Consider the following 17160-nt stretch of genomic DNA (forward strand, 5'->3'; position numbering starts at 1 on the left):
ACAAGTTCAGCATAACAGCGATGAAAACTATCTCGAATAATTCGGTGCTTCGCTGGTAATCATAATATCGTGCGGATGATTTTCGCGGATGCCGGAAGAAGTGATGCGGACGAATTTCGCTTTCTGCAAATCAGAAATTGTTTTTGCACCGCAATAACCCATTCCCGCTTTGAGCCCGCCTGTGATCTGGTACATCACTTCGGCAAGCGTGCCTTTATAAGGAACGCGCCCGGAAATTCCTTCGGGAACTAATTTTTCCACCGCGTCCACTCCATCCTGAAAATATCTGTCCTTGCTTCCTTTCTGCATTGCTTCGAGGGAGCCCATGCCGCGGTAGGTTTTAAATTTTCTTCCTTCGTAAATAATTGTTTCACCCGGAGATTCTTCCACGCCTGCGAAAAGCGAGCCGGTCATCACGCAGGTTGCCCCGGCAGCAAGCGCTTTCACAATGTCTCCTGAATATTTTATTCCTCCATCGGCAATCACCGCAATTTTTCCTTTCACTGCGTTTGCCACATCGTTCACCGCGGTGAGTTGGGGAACGCCAACGCCAGCAATCACGCGCGTGGTGCAAATTGCACCGGGACCAATTCCAACTTTCACTGCGTCAACTCCGGCTTTCATCAACGCGATGGCGGCATCGGCAGTTGCAATATTTCCTGCGACCACTTGTAATTCCGGAAACATTGATTTTATTTTTTTCACTGTGTCAATCACGCCTTTCGAATGTCCGTGTGCTGTATCAACGACAACTGCATCCACTCCGGCTTTCGCGAGTGCTTCAACTCTTTCGAGCGCTTCGGCATTTGCTCCCACCGCAGCGGCAACGCGCAATCTTCCGAAAGCGTCCTTCGTGGAGTTCGGGCGAGATTTCACTTTCATAATATCCTTGAACGTAATCAGCCCGACAAGTTTGTGATGAGAATCTATGATGGGAAGTTTTTCAATTTTGTTTTCGCGGAGAATTGTTTCCGCCTGCTTCAAAGTTGTTCCGTGCTTCGCGGTGATTAAATTTTCTTTCGTCATTATTTCCGCAAGCGGGCGGTCCATTTTTTTTTCGAAAGACAAATCACGGTTGGTAACAATCCCTGCGAGCTCTTTATTTTTTTTCACTATGGGAATGCCGCCAATTTTATTTTCCTTCATAAGATTGAGAGCATCCTGAACGGTGGCGCTTTCTTTCAGCGTGAGCGGGTCTATAATCATTCCGCTTTCGGAGCGTTTCACTTTGCGAACTTGCTCCGCCTGCTCGGCAATGGTCATATTTTTATGAATGACTCCGATGCCTCCTTCCTGTGCAATTGTAATTGCAAGTTGCGATTCCGTAACTGTATCCATCGCTGCGGACACGACAGGAACTTTCAATTTTATTTCTCTGGTGAAGTAGGAAGAAGTGTCGGTATCTTTCGGAAGGACTTCGGAGTAGGCAGGCACAAGAAGAACATCATCGTAGGTTAAACCTTCTTTTGAAAATCTATTTTGCTCTTCCTGCATATATCAAAATATATGCGCGCAAAGATAGTAAAAGATGTAAGATGTATGATGTAAGATGGCAGATGGGAAAATAAAAAAAGGGTATCTGGAATTTACCATCTGCCCTTTGCCTTATTACTTTTTACTTTTAAACTTTATACATCCATCCGTGCTTGTCGGGAGCTTTTCCTCTGCGGATGTTTTCCAGTTCTTTTTTGATTTTGCTTCCGAAAGTTTTTCCATTCACAGGCGGAAGTTCAAAATCTTTTCCATTATATCCAAATAAACTGATAGGCGCGATGGTAGCCGCAGTTCCCACGCCAAAAATTTCCTGCAGCGTTTTTTTCTTGTGCGCATCCACTAATTCATCCACAGAAATTTTTCTTTCTTCTACTTTTATTTTTAAATCGCGGGCAATGGTGAGCACGCTGTCACGAGTAATGCCTTTTAAAATTGTATCGTGAAGTCCGGGAGTAACAAGCGTATCGTTGATCACACACATCACATTCATTGTTCCGGATTCTTCCAGGTATTTATGCTCGTAGCCGTCTGTCCAGATTACCTGGTCGTATCCCTTTTCCTTGGCAAGTTTTGTAGGATAATGCGAACGCCCGTAGTTGCCGGCAGTTTTTGCAAAGCCAACTCCGCCCGGAACCGCGCGCGTGAATTTTGTTTCCACTAAAACTTTTAACGGCTGAGAATAATATGCGCCCACCGGTGAAGTCATCACAATAAAAGTATACGTATCGGAAATTTTTACACCGATGTGTTCTTCGGTTGCGAAGAGAAGCGGGCGAATGTAAAGCGAACATCCTTCCTCTTTCGGAACCCATTTTGAATCGAGGCGGACGAGTTGAAGCAGCGCTTCCATGAAAAGTTCTTCAGGCAAAGTTGCCATCGCCATTCTTTCCGCGGAAACATTGAAGCGCTTGAAATTATCGAGCGGGCGAAACATATAAATTTCTCCGCTGTCGAAACGGTATGCTTTCATTCCTTCGAAAATACTCTGACCGTAATGCAGCGCAGAAAGGGCGGGGCTCACTTCAAAATTTCCATAGGGAATAATGCGCGGATGTTTCCATTCCTTGCCGTCAAAATCGGAAACAAACATATGGTCGGAAAAATATTTTCCGAAGCCGAGATTTTTCCAGTCAATTTCCTGCAAGCGCGAGCGCTTGATTTTTTTTACGTCCACTTGCATAGTATCGGTTGCAATCATAAAATTGGTTTTTAAGAGCAATACAAAGGTGAAATTATTCTTGAATAAATCAAAGTTTTAGCGGAAAATATTTTTCAGCCATTTATAAAAAGAAAGTAAATTAGAGTTTTCTCCTATGAGAATAGCGTTTTTATTTCTTTTCTTCCACCACAACCCTGTCCTTTCCGTCAAAGATTGGCGCTTGCACGGACAGAACTTTCACGGGAATTTTCGATGTTACTTTTAAAGAATGTACGGTTCCCTTCGGAATAAAAACTATATCGCCTTTTTTTACTGTAATTTTTTTTTCACCAACCATCATTTCGCCTTCTCCGTCTAAAATATATACATGTTCGCTGTGCGAAACGTGCTTGTGCGCTTTCACTTCCTGCTTGATGAAAATCACAAAACTGCTCACCAGCGAATCGGAATAAAGCTTGCGCAGGTAAATGTTTTCATAATCGCCATAAGCTTTTACTGTATCGAGCGATTGATTGTTTTGAGAAGTGCAGTAGAGAGATGAGAGCAGAAAAAAGAGTGAGAAAAGTTTTTTCATGGAAATTAATTTTGGCTAAGGTAAAAATATTTCCATTTTACTTTCGTTGCATAAAAGTTTTTAATCAAGAATTATAGTTAAATTTGTCGGTTAAATTAAACAGATGAAAAGAATATTTGTTTTAATTTTTTTTCTTGCATCAGTGGCTGTATTTTCGCAGGACAGCACAAATACATTTGACTATAATTACAAGAAAGGAATGAAATATTATAACAACGGAGTAGATAGCATTAAAAAGTATGTTCCCGGATCACAGTTCCCGCAATGTTCCAAAATGCCGGAACAGGCAATGAGCCAATTCAAAAAAGCATTTCCTTATTTAGAAAAAGCTCGCCTGCTAAATCCGAAGGATGAAACAACTCTTAAAGCATTAATGGGTACGGCTTCTGCTGTAGGAAATAATGAAAAGTACATTCAATATAAAAAAGAACTCGAAGCGCTGAATAAAAAATAAAATGCCCTACCAAGCCGGACCACTTTTAGAAAAAATAAATTATCCTTCGGACTTACGCAAGCTGAAAGAAGAAGAATTGCCTCAGCTTTGCAATGAACTGCGTCAGTTTATCATTGATGTTGTTTCAGAAAAAGGCGGGCACTTTGGCGCATCGCTCGGAGTGGTGGAACTTACGGTGGCGGTGCATTATGTTTTCAATACTCCCGATGATTTGCTTGTGTGGGATGTCGGTCACCAGGCGTACGGACATAAAATTCTTACCGGCAGAAGAAAAAAATTTCACACGAATCGAATTTACAAAGGCATCAGCGGATTTCCGAAGCGAAGCGAAAGCGAATACGATACGTTTGGCGTTGGGCATTCTTCTACTTCTGTTTCGGCAGGATTGGGAATGGCGGTTGCGAATCGCCACAAAAAAGAAAATAAAAAAGTTATTGCAGTGATTGGCGATGGAGCGATCACTGCCGGTCTTGCGTTTGAAGGACTGAACAATGCCGGAACAGAAAATGCTGACCTGCTCGTCATTCTCAACGATAACTGCATGAGCATTGACCCGAATGTGGGCGCGATGAAAGAATATTTGACCGACATCACCACTTCGCATACTTACAATAAATTCAAGGATGAAATCTGGAACCTGCTGAGCAACTTTGGAAAAAGCGCTCAGGAGATTGCTTCTAAGATTGAAAATTCTACTAAAGCATTTTTTCTCAAGCAAAGTAATTTATTCGAGGCGCTCAAGTTCCGCTACTTCGGCCCGATAGACGGGCATGATGTGCTTCGCCTCGTAAAAATTCTCCGCGACTTAAAAGATATTCCGGGACCAAAAATTCTTCATGCACTTACTGTGAAAGGAAAAGGATATAAATTTTCTGAAGATGGCGACCCTACCGTTTGGCACGCACCCGGATTATTTAATAAGGAAACAGGAGAGATTGTAAAATCAAAATCAACGTCTCCTCAGCCGCCAAAATACCAGGATGTGTTCGGCCACACAATGGTTGAACTCGCGGAAAAAAATCCGAAGATTGTTGGAATCACTCCGGCAATGCCTTCGGGTTCTTCTTTAAATATTATGATGAAGGCAATGCCCAACCGAGCATTTGATGTTGGAATTGCCGAGCAGCATGCAGTAACTTTTTCTGCGGGACTTGCCACGCAGGGATTGATTCCGTTCTGCAATATTTATTCTTCGTTCATGCAGCGCGCCTACGACCAGGTGATTCACGATGTCGCAATTCAAAAACTGAAAGTTATTTTTTGTTTGGATAGAGGTGGAGTTGCTGGAGCTGACGGTCCTACACATCACGGAGCATATGACTTTGCTTATTTCCGCTGTATTCCGAATATGATTGTAAGTGCACCGATGAATGAAGAAGAATTGAGAAACTTAATGTACACCGCTCAACTCGATGAAGTAAAACTTCCTTTTTCTATCCGCTATCCCAGAGGAAACGGTGTAATGGCGGATTGGAAAAAACCATTTTCAAAAATTGAAATCGGAAAAGGAAGAAAAATAAAAGACGGAGATGACATTGCAATTCTCACTATTGGCCATCCCGGAAATTTTGCGGTGAATGCTTGCTTCGAATTACAGAATCAGGGAATTGATTGTGCGCATTATGATTTGCGTTTTGTAAAACCGCTCGATGAAAATTTGCTTCATGAAGTTTTTTCAAAGTACGAAAAAATAATTACGGTGGAAGACGGCTGCATTGTTGGCGGAATGGGAAGCGCTATTTTAGAATTCATGGCGGAAAATAATTATCACGCGCAGGTAAAACGGCTCGGCATTCCTGATAAAGTGATTGAGCACGGTGAGCAAAAAGAATTGTATGCTGAGTGTGGATACGATGCCAATGCGATTATTAAAACTGCTGTTGAATTAGTTGGGGTGAAAAAAGAGATGGTTGGATAAAAAATATATTTTATGTATTAATAATTTTATACTTTTGTTCTAAGTAATTCAAAACAAATTTATTTAAATCAAAACACATTATGAAAAAACTTTTATTCATTCTTGGTTTTTTCGCTATGAGTTCTTTTGCTTTTGGGAATACTCAAAAGTATAAAGTGAACGATGCAGCGGTTGACCAACTCTTTGCTCAGTCGCAGGATATTTCTTCTGCTGTAGCCGGAGAAATGATGCTTGTAAACCTGAACCAGCCCAATACACAGGTTGCAGCAGGCGGACAAACAGTAGGAGGATTTCTTCTCAGAAGTTTCTTCTGCGGTTTCATTGCGCTTCATCGCAAATATATGGGAAGCGACATCAGTCAACTCTGGTGGAAATACTTCTGCATTCCTGTTGCCGGTGGTGTTGCAAATCTTGGTGATTTCTGCTGGGTACTTTTCTCTGGCAGCAAAGCATTGAGCAAGTACAAAGGCAACAACAAATGGTTTGTGTGGGCGTAAATTAAATTTCATGCCAGCCATGAAAAACCCTCTGCGATTAAATTTGTAGAGGGTTTTTATTTATAAAAGTTATCTGATGAAAAAAATGGTTCTCTTCACAGTTTTAATTCTTTTTTCAGGAGTAATGTTTTGTCAGGCTTTTTCTGTCAGCGGTGATTCTGTCACCATGTGCATTGCAAAAACGCGTGAAGGAACCCAGCTGAGAGGCAAACTCGCCTATGAGAATACCGAACAAATAATCATAATTGATGTGGTGCTTGGAGAAGTTACGCTTCAGAAAAAAAATGTAGATTACTTTGAAAAAATGGAACCAAACTCAATTTATGAAATTGAATATGGAAATAATAACAGAGTAACAGGCAAAATTGTGAGCATTGATAAAAATCGGTGGAGAGTAAATTCAAAATCCTTAGGAATTGTGGAAATTAAATCTACAGAAGTAAAAGATTTTTTTCAGGTAAAAGGAGAATCTAAAGTGAAAGATAATTTGGGTTCTGCCACAGAAGGAGAAGAAGAATCTGGAGAGCTAACTAATATTGATCCGGGAAGATATTTTTTGGGCACTGCTCCATTTGCCTTGAAAAAAAATAAATGTATTTTTCAAAATACTGAAATACTTGGAAACGGATTGAGTTATGGACTGTTTAAAAATTTTACAATTTCAGCTGGAGGATTTTATTTTTGGGTTCCATACCTTAATCTCAAATATGCCACCGAAGTAATGAATAACGTCCACTTTTCTTTAGGACTAGCCGGATACGGATGGCCAATATTCAGTACAAATAATTCTTCGCCAGTTTCGGGCGGTCCTTATGCACAGATTGCATTAGGGAACGCAGAAAGTAATTTTTCAGTAGGCGCTTATTATCCTTACTATGGCAAAACAAGTTTTTTTGTTGAGGGCAATGGATTTGCCGATGAGTTTGGATTTTCAGCCGCAGGAATAAAACGTATTGATAAAAGAATATCCTTAATGGCAGAAGATTTTTTTATGCCGTATCCTCAGCAGACAAGAGTGTATGGTTATTACCCATACACCGTTACTTATTCATATTACTATATAAATATGGGAGCTGCAGGAGTAAAAATTTTGTTATCAGGTGGTTTATTTGGTTCTTCAAACAGCGTTTTGAATATTGGCATGTTTTGGATTGTTAATTCAAACTTTAGTCGTAATAATAACTGGTTAGCATTTCCAATTATAAGCTATGCTGCTAATTTTAGATAATCATTTCAGCGACAAAATAAATTTTTTCATTTCATCATTATATCCCCTTAATAATTTATAGTTTTTTTTCGCCACTAAATATTCTAACCTGCGCGAACCTCCAAGATAAAATTTTGAAAACATACCCGTGCCAAGAGTTGCCGCAGTAAAATAAAGTTTTGCATAAATAAAATACCCGGTTAAACCAAGCGAGGCAACATTCAGAAAAGCGCTTGCAGCGCCTTCCCAAAAATAACCTGCATACAACTGACCAAGCCCGGGAAGAAATGCAGACATCTTCTGCGCCTTCAACAATTTTTTCAGGTGCGGATAATTTTGCGGAGCATATAGCTGCTCCAATGATTTTTTCAGCGCGTCTTTTTCCTGTTGGCTCAGTTCCGATAATTCAACCGCCCGGAAAATTTTTTCTTTTGCTTCGTTCCATCGCTGAAGTTCATTCAGCACAAGCGCATAAAGCGGAAGAGTATTTTTTATAAGCGAACTGTCTTTTACAAAAGCATGCATCTGCACAAGATGATTTTCTGCATTGCTGAAATCTCCGGCAAGATAAGCGCAAAGCGCACTTTGCTCACGCGCTTCCGCAAGCAATGTGTCGCTGAGGTTGGTATAAATAATCCGCTCGGTGGATTTTTCCGCTTCCGAAAAATTTTCCATCTGCTTGTAACATTCCGCTTTTTTCAGCAGTGCAATCGTTCGCCCGGAATTATTCACAGATAAAAAGGCAGTTCGTTCATATTCCACTGCTGCGGGATAATACTTTCCGGAAAGAAATAAACTGTCAGCCTCACCACAACCCTCTCCAAAGGAGAGGGAGTGTGAAAAAATCAAAAAGTAATATGACAAAAAGGTTTTATAAAATAATTCTTTCATTTCGTATTTTTCGTATGCTTTTGTTTTTCGATGATTAATTAAAAATTCTCCGTATCGGAATGTGCATGTCAAATAAAATCTGGTCATTGATTTCACGAACGGCATGTTCTCTTGCCAGTTTTACACTCAGCGTGCTTCCCCAAATATTTCCTATATAAAAAATGGTAAACAAACTTCCAAGCGTAATAAACTCCGCATTCTTATATCCTTTTTTTTCTGAGCGCTCAAACGGGCGATAATAACTTTCAGCAGTGGAAATGCCGAGAATGCCAACCATCATCAGCGAAGCAAGTGCTTGCCCTTTATAGCCCGCATAAAATTTTCCGCTTCCCGGAATTATTGCCGACATCATTCCCGCAAGCGCTGGAGATTTCTTTTTCATTTTCTTCAATTGTGAATAGTAGGCGGAAAAATTTTTTTCTTCCTGTGAAATGGGAAAATAATTTCCGGAAAAGTTTTTTGCGCGCGCTTCATAACTCTGATAATCTTTTTCCAGCAAAGAAATTCCGGCAAACTCTAAATTTTTCAGTTTAGCAAGAGAAGAATCTGTTCCCGTTGAAATATTCTGAAGAGACGTTTTTGCTTCAACGGATTTTTTCTGATATGCCTGGTTGAACATAGTATAGAAAGCAGATTTTTTATAAAACGGTTCTGTTTTTACCTTGGAAAAATAAATTTCGGATGAGTCAAGAATTTTAAAATTGTAATAGCACCAGCCGAGATAATAATTGATGCTGTCGGCAACTTCTGTTTTTTGTTCTGAGGTATTTTGTTTTTTCAGAATGAAAATTGCATCGCGGTATTGATTATTATCAATAAGATATTGTGTGAATTTTAATTCTTCAGAAATGGAATATTGAGACGAACAATTAAAAATAAAAAATAAAAAATAAAAAAAGAATATAACTAATTTCATTTCAATCTGTATTTCTCAGGAGCGTCATCAATTTTTCCATCCTTGAAATCGAGAAAAGTTATATCGTGTGCGGCTAAATTATTGCAGCGCATGAGCCGGTCGGAAGAAAGCGCAATACCTTTGATTAATCCATAGCGGAGAAGAGCATTTTTGCTGAACGAAGAGCAACTCGGATTATACGGGCAGTTGGTGGAAATCTGCGGAGATAAAAATTTCTGGTAAACAAAAAGCAAACTTCCGAATGCAAGCGAAACAGGATTGTAGCGGATACCCGGATTTTTTTTCCGTGACAGAAGAAAAGTTACTTTTCTTTTTGATTCAAACTGTGATTGAGAAAAATTCTGCTTCAACAAAAGTTCTTTGTCATTTTTTTTCTGCGCTATGGAAATAGAACAAATCAGAAGAAGAAAAATAGAAACCAGGAATTTTTTATTTAATTGTCTTCGCATTGTCCGGAATTTTATAGTTGAGCCATTTCATATCCACCTGTTCGTTTATTTTTATATCGGAATAATTTCTTTTTGTAATAGTAGAATCTCCGTTCGGCAAATATTGAAACTCTGTAATGGTTTGCGGAATATTCAGCTCTCCGGTTTTCTGATAATTGTAATAAAAAATTTTAGAAAGAAGTTTTTCTTTTTTTCCATAGAACGCCATGTAAATAGGCAAATAATTTTCGTGCACCAATTCTGCGCGCGTCATTTTAGTTGACACATCGAGCGGAGGAAGCCACGAAGTAATCACCATATTGTCTTCCACTTTTGTATTCTGCAGTTGAAATCCCATTTTCCGCAAACCCATGTCGTTTGTATTATCGTTCAGAAAATCGTGAATGAAGCTGTTCTCGCTGCTGAAATCGGCTGCTTGCGCCTGCGAAATAGTATTTTCTTTTACATTATACATTTTAAATTCGCCTTTGTCATTTGTAATCACAAGCATTTCCACAGGAGAAAAAATATGCGTTACGAGCACACTGCCGGAAACTTTGTAATACACTTCCGCTTTTGTGGTGATGGAGTTTCCTCCTTGCAACGATTTTGAAACAAGGTTCATGCTCAGCATTTGCACTGGGGAAAAAGATGTGAATGAAAAAAATATTGCAGGAAAAAGAAAAAGAAACACTATTCTTTTAAGCATAGGCAAAAATAGTTTTTTCATCTATATGCCGGCTAAAATCATCCGCCATAAAAGATTATTTTTGTCTGCATGAAAAGAGTGTGGTTTTCAATTTTGTTTTCTTTTTTTATTTTGAATTTATTTTCTGCCGATGAAGAATTTACTACTCTTTTTAATAAAGGGTTTAAAAGCATTTACAATTTTAATTTCGAAAAAGCAGATTCGGTTTTATCAGTATTGAATGCAAATTATTTTTCCGAACCGCAAACGCAAATTCTCGGGGCCAATTTTTTCTGGTGGAAAATACGTTCGGGCGAAGATAATTCAGCGAACCGGAAAAAATATTTGGAATGCCTCGGCAATCTGGAAAAATTATTGGATAAAAAAAAGCGGGAAAAAAAACTTTCTCAGCCCGATATTTTTCATTACATCAATTTATATTCTTATCGTGCGCGCATAGAAATTTTTGACAATCATTATATCCGTGCGCTGACTTACACGGCAAAATGCAATTCTTACATTATTCTGTCTTCCGATTTTGAAAATTCATATGAGCCGTTCAATCTCACTTCGGGTTTATACAATTGCTTCATGGCAATTGCAAAAGAAAATCATCCGCTGGCTGCTCCGTATTTTCTTTTTGCTCCGGCTTGCGATAAGGAAAAGGGTTTAAAGCAACTTGCAAAATGCAGCGCTTCTTCCGATATTTTGCTGCAAACCGAAGCAAATTATTTTCTGATGATTCTTTATGGAGAGCAGGAAGTGGATTACAATCTTTCCGCTTTCTATGCCGACAAACTTTTACAAAAATATTCTGACAATCTTTTATACCAATATTACTTGTTTAAAGTAAAATTATTTTCAGGAAATCTTGAATCGGCTATGAAAAATTTAATTTTACTTTTCCAAAAAAGCAAAAATGTTTCCGGCTTAACTGATGCGCAGCGAAAATATTTTACAGACATGGCAGGAAAAGACATGCAGGAATATTACAAGAAACATCCAATAGAAAAATCTGAAAATTAAATTATGAATCGCTGCCCTTGGCCATCGAATGATGCACTCATGATTAAATACCATGATGAAGAATGGGGGAAACCTTTGCACGATGACAATAAACTTTTTGAGTTTTTAATTTTAGAATCTTTCCAGGCGGGATTAAGCTGGAGAACGGTTTTGCATAAGCGCGAGAATTTCCGCAAGGCATTTGCCAAATTCGATGCAAAGAAAGTTTCTAAGTTCGACAAAAAGAAATTTAATTCTCTGATGCAGGATGCAGGAATCATTCGCAACAGATTAAAAATAGAGGCAGCAATCAATAACGCAAAATGTTTTTTATCTATTCAGAAAGAGTTTGGTTCTTTTGACAAATATGTCTGGGGATTTGTAAATCATACATCTATTATCAATAAACCGCAATCGTTAAAACATCTTCCTGCAAAAACTTCCATCAGCGACAAAATGAGCGAAGACATGCGCAAGCGCTGTTTTAAATTCCGCGGTTCAACCATTTGTTATGCGTTCATGCAGGCGGTGGGAATGGTGGATGACCATTTGGTTGGATGTGATTGCAAGAGGAAATAAATTTGTATCTTTAATAATCATGATTACACAAGAAAAAGTTTTAGAAGCGCTCCGTAATGTTGACGACCCGGATTTGAAAAAGGACATTGTCACTCTCGGTATGGTTCGTGACATTGCGATTGACGAAAAAAATGTTTCGTTCCGTGTTGTTCTCACAACTCCCGCCTGCCCGATGAAAGATATGATTCAGCGCGCTTGCGTGAATGCGATTATTCATTTTGTGGATAAGGAAGCGAATGTGAAAGTAAAAATGGATGCGGATGTTACTTCGCAACGAAAAGACAAGAATGAAATTCTTCCCAACGTAAAAAATATTATTGCCGTTGCTTCCGGAAAAGGAGGAGTGGGAAAATCCACCATCGCTGCAAATCTCGCAGTGGGCTTGGTAAAACTCGGAGCAAAAGTCGGATTGGTGGATGCAGATATTCACGGTCCTTCGCAAACACTGATGTTTGATGTTGTGAATGAAAAACCAATGATGACGCAAGTGGATGGAAAAAATAAAATGCTCCCGGTGGAAAGTTATGGAGTAAGACTTTTATCAATAGGATTTTTTGCGCAGGCGAATCAGGCGGTTGCGTGGCGCGGACCGATGGCATCCAAAGCGCTACAGCAACTTTTTACCGATGCAAATTGGGGAGAACTGGATTATATGATTGTGGATTTGCCTCCGGGAACAGGAGACATTCATCTTTCGCTCGTGCAGAATTTTCCGATTACCGGAGCGATTATCGTGAGTACTCCGCAGCCCGTTGCGCTTGCCGATGCGCGCAAAGGCGTTGCCATGTTCCGCATGAGCGGAATAAATGTTCCTGTGATTGGATTGATAGAAAATATGTCTTACTTCACTCCGGCTGAACTTCCGCAGAATAAATATTACATCTTCGGGAAAGACGGAGCAAAAAATCTGGCGGAAGAATTAAATATTCCCTTGCTCGGACAAATTCCGCTCGTGCAAAGCATTCGCGAATCAGGAGATGTTGGTCGTCCTGCGATTCTCCAGGAAAATACTCCGCAATCCATTGCGCTGATGGAAATGGTTCAAAAAGCCGCGCAGCAAATTGCCATTGCAAATGAAGAAAGAAAAGCGAAAGTGGAAACTGTTGTATAAAAATTAAAATGATTCGTAAAATTCGTAACAAGATTCGTTACTTCGTTACCAGACAATGAAAGAAAAAATTTCCAAAATAGAAAATGCGCTTGAGCAAGTTCGCCCGTTTCTGAAAGCGGATGGCGGAGATATTTCACTGGTGGAAGTTACCGATGATAATATTGTCAGGGTGAAATTGCTTGGTGCCTGCAAAGGATGTTCCATCAGCAACATTACCATGAAAGCGGGAATTGAAGAAGCCATAAGGAATGCCGTTCCTGAAATCCGTATGGTGGAAGCGGTTTGATTTTTTCATTTCTATTTTTATTTACCTTCGCTTTCCAATTCAACAACTCACTAACTCAAAAATTTTTTTCATGACACCACAAATGCGCAAGTTTCTCGTCTGGGGAATTTTCTTTTTTCTCCTTCTTATGATTCTCTTTTCTGGTTGTAATTCTTACAACAGTATGAATAGTAAAGAAAAAAATGTTACTGCAAAATGGGCGGAAGTTGAAAATGCCTATCAACGTAGAAATGACTTAATACCAAATCTTGTTGCTGTTGTTAAGAATTATGCGGATTTCGAAAAATCAACTCTCGAAGCAGTTATAAATGCTCGCGCAAACGCAACAAAAATCACACTTGACCCAACTAAGCTTGATGCGGAGTCACTTCAAAAATTTCAGCAAGCACAGGGGCAGGTAAGCACTGCATTGGGGAGACTATTAGTAGTTGCAGAACAATATCCTGATTTAAAGGCCAATCAAAATTATATGGACTTACAAACTCAATTGGAAGGAACAGAAAACAGAATAACTACTGCAAGAAAATATTTTATTGATGCTGTTCAAGAATATAATACAGAAATCTCTTCTTTCCCTGATAAACTTTGGTCTGGCACATTTGGTTTTAAAGAACATGCAACATTCCAAATGAAAGAAGGAGCAGATGTTCCTCCAGATGTAAATTCTCTATTTAAGAAATAAAATGCCTTCTGCTAAAAAATTTTTCTCTGCCGAGCAGGTAAAGCAAATTGAATCTGCCATTCACGAAGCGGAGAAAAATACTTCGGGGGAAATTCGCGTTCATATAGAAAATAAATGCAGGGGAGAAGAACTGCATTGCGCAAAAATCATTTTTCATAAAAATAATATGCATAAAACTTTGCTGCGGAACGGAATTTTATTTTACCTAGCGGTGAGGGACAGAAAATTTGCCGTGATAGGTGATGGAGGAATTCACAAAAATGTTCCGGAAAATTTCTGGCACACGGTGCGCGATAAAGTTTTGGAAAAATTCAAAGTAGAAAAATTCACCGAAGGGCTCTGCGAAGGAATTGCCATGACGGGAAGAGAACTGAAAAAATATTTTCCGCATTCTTCTTCTGACAAGAATGAACTTTCAGATGAAATAATTTTTGGAAGAAAATGAAAAGAGTTTTGTTTTTCACTTTTGCCTTTTTACTTTTTACTTTTGCCTTTGCTTCCAGCGATTGCATTCCCGACAAACCTTCTCCTCCGCGCCTTGTAAATAATTTTTCAAAACAGTTCCCCGATTTTCTTTCCGAATGGGAAGAAGAAGAACTCGAACAAAAACTCGAACAGTTCAGCAAAGAAACTTCCAACCAGATTGTGATTGTGATTGTGGATGACTTGTGCGGAACAGATGCAAATTCTTTTTCCACGCAACTCGGGCATAAGTGGGCGGTTGGGCAGGGAAAATTTGATAACGGAGTTGTGGTGATGATAAAACCTACAGGCGGTGCAGGACAGCGCGATGCATACATTGCTGTCGGCTATGGATTGGAAGGCGCAATTCCTGATATCACTTCAAAACAAATTGTAGATAATGAAATCCTTCCGGAGTTCAAGAGCGGAAATTTTTATGACGGATTAAATTCGGCAACAGATGTTTTGATTTCGCTCGCGAAAAAAGAATATAGTTACAAAGATTACGGAGGGAAAAAAGAAAACTGGTTTCCGTTTTTATTTGGCATTTTATTTTTCATTCTGCTTTTTTATTTTGTATTCCGCAACTCGCGCGGCTACACGATGACTTCCAGCGGTGGAAGAACTTATTACGGTGGCGGCTGGAGCAGCTGGGGTGGCGGAGGATTTGGCGGTGGAGGTGGAAGCGGAGGTTTCGGAGGATTTGGCGGAGGAGGATTTGGTGGCGGTGGAGCAGGAGGCAAGTGGTGAAAAATAATTCAAAAGTCAAAAGATAAAATTCAAAAGTAAATACAAAACTATGAAGACGAAAACAGTAGAACAAAAAGTAACTTTTGAAAATATTTTTCCCGAAGAAGTGTACCATGCATTTATGGATTCAAAAAAGCACAGCGCATTCACAGGAGCAAAGGCAACCATCAGCAAAAAAGCGGGAGGAAAATATTCTGCGTATGATGGTTATCATGGCGGAGTGAATCTTGAATTAATTCCCGGAAAAAAAATTGTGCAGTCGTGGCACGCGAGCAACTGGCCGAAAGGACATTTTGGGAAAGCAACTTTTAGTTTGAAGAAAACTAAAACAGGAACGCAACTTTCACTTGTTCATGCAGGCATTCCGGATTACGATTATAAAGCCATTAACAACGGCTGGAAAGAATATTACTGGAAGCCGATGAAAAAATATTTCGCTTTACAAAAACAGAAATCATAAATTCGCAAAAAAATTTCTTATGAAAAAGTTTTTTATCCTTCCCGTAATTATTTTTTTCTTCGCTTGCAGCAGCGGCAGCGTCAAGAATAAAAAAGAAACTGCTGATTCTTCTTCCGTAAAAAAACCGGAACAGGCAATGACCCCGCAGGAAAAAGAAATGCAGGAGATGAAAGAGATGGCGGAGAAACAAAAAAAACAGCCGCAGGAAAATCCTTATAAGAATGCAAAGATTGAAGTGAAAATCATAGACAACACAAAATCAAAAAATGCCGATGACGTGAAAGTGAGTGGATTTGGCTATGACATTTATATTTTTGACGCGCTGTATGTACATCAACCAAATGTTCCGGCAATCAATGGCAACCGCGGATTCAAAACTAAAGAGCAGGCGAAGAACGCAGGCGAACTAGTCGCATACAAAATAAAAAATAATATTATGCCGCCCAGCGTTACTATTCAGGAATTAGATAGTTTGGGAGTTTTGAAATAGTTTGCCCGGCCATAAAGGGAGAAAGAAGAAATTTCTTTTGTCAGTTCTACAAAATCATTTACGGATAATTGTTCCGCTCGTTTGTTGAGAATTTCGGATTTTGAATTTTTAATTTCGAATTTCGAAAGTGCATTCCTCAAAGTTTTTCTACGCTGGTTGAAAGCGGTTTTCACCACTTCAAAAAATAATTTTTCATCGCAGTTTAATTTTTCAGTTTCATTTCTCGTCAAACAAATCACTGCCGATTTAACTTTTGGCGGTGGAATGAAAACATTTTCATTTACTGTAAATAAATATTCAATCTTATAAAACGCCTGCATGAGCACGCTGAGAATGCCATATGTTTTATTTCCGGGAGGAGACGCAATGCGCTGGGCAACTTCTTTCTGAAACATTCCTACCACTTCGGGAATTTGATTTCTGCATTCGAGAACTTTGAAAAGAATTTGCGAAGAAATATTGTAAGGGAAATTTCCTATGATGGAAAATGGTTGATGGTTGATGGCAGATGGCAACCATTCAGAAGAAAATTCAAGAAAATCTTTTTCAATCATTCTGTCTTTTAGTATGGGATGATTTTTTTTGAGAAAAGAAATTGATTCTTTATCAATTTCAACTACGAAAAGTTCCAAATCTTTTTCCTGCAAAAGATACTTTGTCAGTACACCTGTTCCAGCGCCAACCTCTACAATTGTTTTGTAATTTTTTTTCGAAAGGGATGAAACTATTTTCCTGGCAATATTTTCATCGCGCAGAAAATGCTGCCCGAGATGTTTTTTGGGGGAGACAAAAGAACTCATTCAATAATTTCAAGAATAGTTCGAAATGCTACAAATTTATCTTTGAATTTTTCCGAATGTTCTTTCTGAAGTTTTATCGCGAACTCTTTCTGATATTTATTTATATCCTCCATTTTCCGGAATGTATATTGAATGGCATAAGTAATTTCATTTTCATCGGCAAGCAATTTGCAAATTTTATTCTCAACAAAACATTTTGTATTCATCACATCTGGAATATGAACTTCTTTCATCCAGCGGAGCCAATCTTCGTGGATTTCTTTTTCAATGGTTACAGTTACATTATAGATAAACATAAATCTTCGAAAA

Annotated in this window: 23 protein-coding genes; 14 read left to right on the top strand and 9 right to left on the bottom strand. The window is 39.0% G+C overall.

What is annotated here, in order from left to right:
• Nucleotides 1-27: 27 nt before the first annotated feature.
• The 3 genes from guaB to HY063_07055 all read right to left on the bottom strand — a co-directional run bounded on the left by guaB (nucleotide 28) and on the right by HY063_07055 (nucleotide 3227).
• Nucleotides 28-1494: an IMP dehydrogenase gene (gene guaB / locus HY063_07045; GenBank protein MBI3501533.1), complete on the bottom strand. Its 1467-nt coding sequence runs from the start codon at nucleotides 1492-1494 to the stop codon at nucleotides 28-30.
• 127 nt (nucleotides 1495-1621) lie between these two features.
• Nucleotides 1622-2689: a branched-chain amino acid aminotransferase gene (locus tag HY063_07050; GenBank protein ID MBI3501534.1), complete on the bottom strand. Its 1068-nt coding sequence runs from the start codon at nucleotides 2687-2689 to the stop codon at nucleotides 1622-1624.
• A gap of 133 nt (nucleotides 2690-2822) precedes the next feature.
• The gene (locus tag HY063_07055) at nucleotides 2823-3227 is read right to left on the bottom strand and encodes a cupin domain-containing protein (GenBank protein ID MBI3501535.1); all 405 of its coding nucleotides are present in this window, start codon (nucleotides 3225-3227) and stop codon (nucleotides 2823-2825) included.
• Between the two features lie 103 nt (nucleotides 3228-3330).
• Between HY063_07055 and HY063_07060 the strand changes: the two genes are divergently transcribed.
• From HY063_07060 to HY063_07075, 4 genes are all read left to right on the top strand, one after another.
• Nucleotides 3331-3681, top strand: coding sequence for a hypothetical protein (locus HY063_07060; GenBank protein MBI3501536.1), 351 nt, complete (start codon nucleotides 3331-3333; stop codon nucleotides 3679-3681).
• A gap of 1 nt (nucleotide 3682) precedes the next feature.
• Nucleotides 3683-5599, top strand: coding sequence for a 1-deoxy-D-xylulose-5-phosphate synthase (locus tag HY063_07065; GenBank protein ID MBI3501537.1), 1917 nt, complete (start codon nucleotides 3683-3685; stop codon nucleotides 5597-5599).
• 80 nt (nucleotides 5600-5679) lie between these two features.
• Nucleotides 5680-6096 (top strand): hypothetical protein, encoded by a 417-nt coding sequence (locus tag HY063_07070; GenBank protein ID MBI3501538.1) that lies wholly within the window; start codon nucleotides 5680-5682, stop codon nucleotides 6094-6096.
• Nucleotides 6097-6172: 76 nt separating this feature from the next.
• Nucleotides 6173-7324 carry a hypothetical protein gene (locus HY063_07075; GenBank protein ID MBI3501539.1) on the top strand — a complete coding sequence of 384 codons (1152 nt, stop codon included), beginning with the start codon at nucleotides 6173-6175 and terminating at the stop codon, nucleotides 7322-7324.
• On the opposite strand, the gene HY063_07080 is transcribed toward HY063_07075, so the two are convergent.
• From HY063_07080 to HY063_07095, 4 genes are read right to left on the bottom strand one after another with little or no spacing between them, the layout of a single operon-like run.
• A complete protein-coding gene (locus tag HY063_07080; GenBank protein ID MBI3501540.1) occupies nucleotides 7325-8194 on the bottom strand; it encodes a hypothetical protein in 870 nt (289 codons plus the stop codon).
• Nucleotides 8195-8228: 34 nt separating this feature from the next.
• A complete protein-coding gene (locus HY063_07085; protein MBI3501541.1) occupies nucleotides 8229-9110 on the bottom strand; it encodes a hypothetical protein in 882 nt (293 codons plus the stop codon).
• Complete coding sequence (locus tag HY063_07090; GenBank protein ID MBI3501542.1) at nucleotides 9107-9559, bottom strand: membrane protein insertion efficiency factor YidD; 453 nt, start codon at nucleotides 9557-9559, stop codon at nucleotides 9107-9109. The genes HY063_07085 and HY063_07090 overlap by 4 nt, the downstream gene beginning before the upstream one ends.
• On the bottom strand, nucleotides 9540-10163 hold the full coding sequence (locus HY063_07095; GenBank protein MBI3501543.1) for a hypothetical protein: 624 nt from the start codon (nucleotides 10161-10163) through the stop codon (nucleotides 9540-9542). The genes HY063_07090 and HY063_07095 overlap by 20 nt, the downstream gene beginning before the upstream one ends.
• On the opposite strand from HY063_07095, the gene HY063_07100 reads away from it, so the two are divergent.
• From HY063_07100 to HY063_07145, 10 genes are all read left to right on the top strand, one after another.
• Nucleotides 10162-10320 carry a hypothetical protein gene (locus tag HY063_07100; protein ID MBI3501544.1) on the top strand — a complete coding sequence of 53 codons (159 nt, stop codon included), beginning with the start codon at nucleotides 10162-10164 and terminating at the stop codon, nucleotides 10318-10320. The genes HY063_07095 and HY063_07100 overlap by 2 nt on opposite strands.
• Nucleotides 10317-11252 carry a hypothetical protein gene (locus tag HY063_07105; GenBank protein MBI3501545.1) on the top strand — a complete coding sequence of 312 codons (936 nt, stop codon included), beginning with the start codon at nucleotides 10317-10319 and terminating at the stop codon, nucleotides 11250-11252. The genes HY063_07100 and HY063_07105 overlap by 4 nt, the downstream gene beginning before the upstream one ends.
• 3 nt (nucleotides 11253-11255) lie before the next feature.
• Nucleotides 11256-11810 (top strand): DNA-3-methyladenine glycosylase I, encoded by a 555-nt coding sequence (locus tag HY063_07110; GenBank protein ID MBI3501546.1) that lies wholly within the window; start codon nucleotides 11256-11258, stop codon nucleotides 11808-11810.
• Between the two features lie 19 nt (nucleotides 11811-11829).
• Nucleotides 11830-12921 (top strand): Mrp/NBP35 family ATP-binding protein, encoded by a 1092-nt coding sequence (locus HY063_07115; GenBank protein ID MBI3501547.1) that lies wholly within the window; start codon nucleotides 11830-11832, stop codon nucleotides 12919-12921.
• Between the two features lie 55 nt (nucleotides 12922-12976).
• The gene (locus tag HY063_07120; protein ID MBI3501548.1) at nucleotides 12977-13207 is read left to right on the top strand and encodes a NifU family protein; all 231 of its coding nucleotides are present in this window, start codon (nucleotides 12977-12979) and stop codon (nucleotides 13205-13207) included.
• 82 nt (nucleotides 13208-13289) lie between these two features.
• Entirely contained in the window at nucleotides 13290-13889 is a 600-nt protein-coding gene (locus HY063_07125) for a LemA family protein (GenBank protein MBI3501549.1), read from the top strand.
• A gap of 1 nt (nucleotide 13890) precedes the next feature.
• Nucleotides 13891-14334 (top strand): TPM domain-containing protein, encoded by a 444-nt coding sequence (locus HY063_07130; GenBank protein ID MBI3501550.1) that lies wholly within the window; start codon nucleotides 13891-13893, stop codon nucleotides 14332-14334.
• The gene (locus tag HY063_07135; GenBank protein ID MBI3501551.1) at nucleotides 14331-15101 is read left to right on the top strand and encodes a TPM domain-containing protein; all 771 of its coding nucleotides are present in this window, start codon (nucleotides 14331-14333) and stop codon (nucleotides 15099-15101) included. Before HY063_07130 ends, HY063_07135 begins: the two co-directional genes overlap by 4 nt.
• Nucleotides 15102-15150: 49 nt before the next feature.
• Entirely contained in the window at nucleotides 15151-15561 is a 411-nt protein-coding gene (locus HY063_07140) for an SRPBCC domain-containing protein (GenBank protein ID MBI3501552.1), read from the top strand.
• A gap of 19 nt (nucleotides 15562-15580) precedes the next feature.
• The gene (locus HY063_07145) at nucleotides 15581-16051 is read left to right on the top strand and encodes a DUF4907 domain-containing protein (GenBank protein MBI3501553.1); all 471 of its coding nucleotides are present in this window, start codon (nucleotides 15581-15583) and stop codon (nucleotides 16049-16051) included.
• Here HY063_07145 and rsmA read toward each other — a convergent pair.
• A complete protein-coding gene (gene rsmA, locus HY063_07150; GenBank protein MBI3501554.1) occupies nucleotides 16018-16851 on the bottom strand; it encodes a 16S rRNA (adenine(1518)-N(6)/adenine(1519)-N(6))-dimethyltransferase RsmA in 834 nt (277 codons plus the stop codon). The two genes, HY063_07145 and rsmA, sit on opposite strands and share 34 nt — an antisense overlap.
• Complete coding sequence (locus HY063_07155; GenBank protein MBI3501555.1) at nucleotides 16848-17147, bottom strand: DUF4286 family protein; 300 nt, start codon at nucleotides 17145-17147, stop codon at nucleotides 16848-16850. The genes rsmA and HY063_07155 overlap by 4 nt, the downstream gene beginning before the upstream one ends.
• Nucleotides 17148-17160: the final 13 nt, after the last annotated feature.

Source organism: Bacteroidota bacterium, assembly GCA_016195025.1.
In the GTDB taxonomy this organism is placed as follows: Bacteria; Bacteroidota; Bacteroidia; order Palsa-948; family Palsa-948; genus Palsa-948.

Bases quoted from the DNA above. Each gene is read 5' to 3' on its own strand.
- rsmA (MBI3501554.1), bottom strand. From the start codon at position 16,851: ATGAGTTCTTTTGTCTCCCCCAAAAAACATCTCGGGCAGCATTTTCTG.
- HY063_07140 (MBI3501552.1), top strand. From the start codon at position 15,151: ATGAAGACGAAAACAGTAGAACAAAAAGTAACTTTTGAAAATATTTTT.
- HY063_07075 (MBI3501539.1), top strand. From the start codon at position 6,173: ATGAAAAAAATGGTTCTCTTCACAGTTTTAATTCTTTTTTCAGGAGTA.
- HY063_07145 (MBI3501553.1), top strand. From the start codon at position 15,581: ATGAAAAAGTTTTTTATCCTTCCCGTAATTATTTTTTTCTTCGCTTGC.
- HY063_07120 (MBI3501548.1), top strand. From the start codon at position 12,977: ATGAAAGAAAAAATTTCCAAAATAGAAAATGCGCTTGAGCAAGTTCGC.
- HY063_07085 (MBI3501541.1), bottom strand. From the start codon at position 9,110: ATGAAATTAGTTATATTCTTTTTTTATTTTTTATTTTTTATTTTTAAT.
- HY063_07070 (MBI3501538.1), top strand. From the start codon at position 5,680: ATGAAAAAACTTTTATTCATTCTTGGTTTTTTCGCTATGAGTTCTTTT.
- HY063_07110 (MBI3501546.1), top strand. From the start codon at position 11,256: ATGAATCGCTGCCCTTGGCCATCGAATGATGCACTCATGATTAAATAC.
- HY063_07100 (MBI3501544.1), top strand. From the start codon at position 10,162: ATGCTCAGCATTTGCACTGGGGAAAAAGATGTGAATGAAAAAAATATT.
- HY063_07055 (MBI3501535.1), bottom strand. From the start codon at position 3,227: ATGAAAAAACTTTTCTCACTCTTTTTTCTGCTCTCATCTCTCTACTGC.
- HY063_07130 (MBI3501550.1), top strand. From the start codon at position 13,891: ATGCCTTCTGCTAAAAAATTTTTCTCTGCCGAGCAGGTAAAGCAAATT.
- HY063_07155 (MBI3501555.1), bottom strand. From the start codon at position 17,147: ATGTTTATCTATAATGTAACTGTAACCATTGAAAAAGAAATCCACGAA.
- HY063_07060 (MBI3501536.1), top strand. From the start codon at position 3,331: ATGAAAAGAATATTTGTTTTAATTTTTTTTCTTGCATCAGTGGCTGTA.
- HY063_07095 (MBI3501543.1), bottom strand. From the start codon at position 10,163: ATGAACCTTGTTTCAAAATCGTTGCAAGGAGGAAACTCCATCACCACA.
- HY063_07080 (MBI3501540.1), bottom strand. From the start codon at position 8,194: ATGAAAGAATTATTTTATAAAACCTTTTTGTCATATTACTTTTTGATT.
- HY063_07065 (MBI3501537.1), top strand. From the start codon at position 3,683: ATGCCCTACCAAGCCGGACCACTTTTAGAAAAAATAAATTATCCTTCG.
- HY063_07105 (MBI3501545.1), top strand. From the start codon at position 10,317: ATGAAAAGAGTGTGGTTTTCAATTTTGTTTTCTTTTTTTATTTTGAAT.
- HY063_07115 (MBI3501547.1), top strand. From the start codon at position 11,830: ATGATTACACAAGAAAAAGTTTTAGAAGCGCTCCGTAATGTTGACGAC.
- HY063_07135 (MBI3501551.1), top strand. From the start codon at position 14,331: ATGAAAAGAGTTTTGTTTTTCACTTTTGCCTTTTTACTTTTTACTTTT.
- HY063_07125 (MBI3501549.1), top strand. From the start codon at position 13,290: ATGCGCAAGTTTCTCGTCTGGGGAATTTTCTTTTTTCTCCTTCTTATG.
- guaB (MBI3501533.1), bottom strand. From the start codon at position 1,494: ATGCAGGAAGAGCAAAATAGATTTTCAAAAGAAGGTTTAACCTACGAT.
- HY063_07090 (MBI3501542.1), bottom strand. From the start codon at position 9,559: ATGCGAAGACAATTAAATAAAAAATTCCTGGTTTCTATTTTTCTTCTT.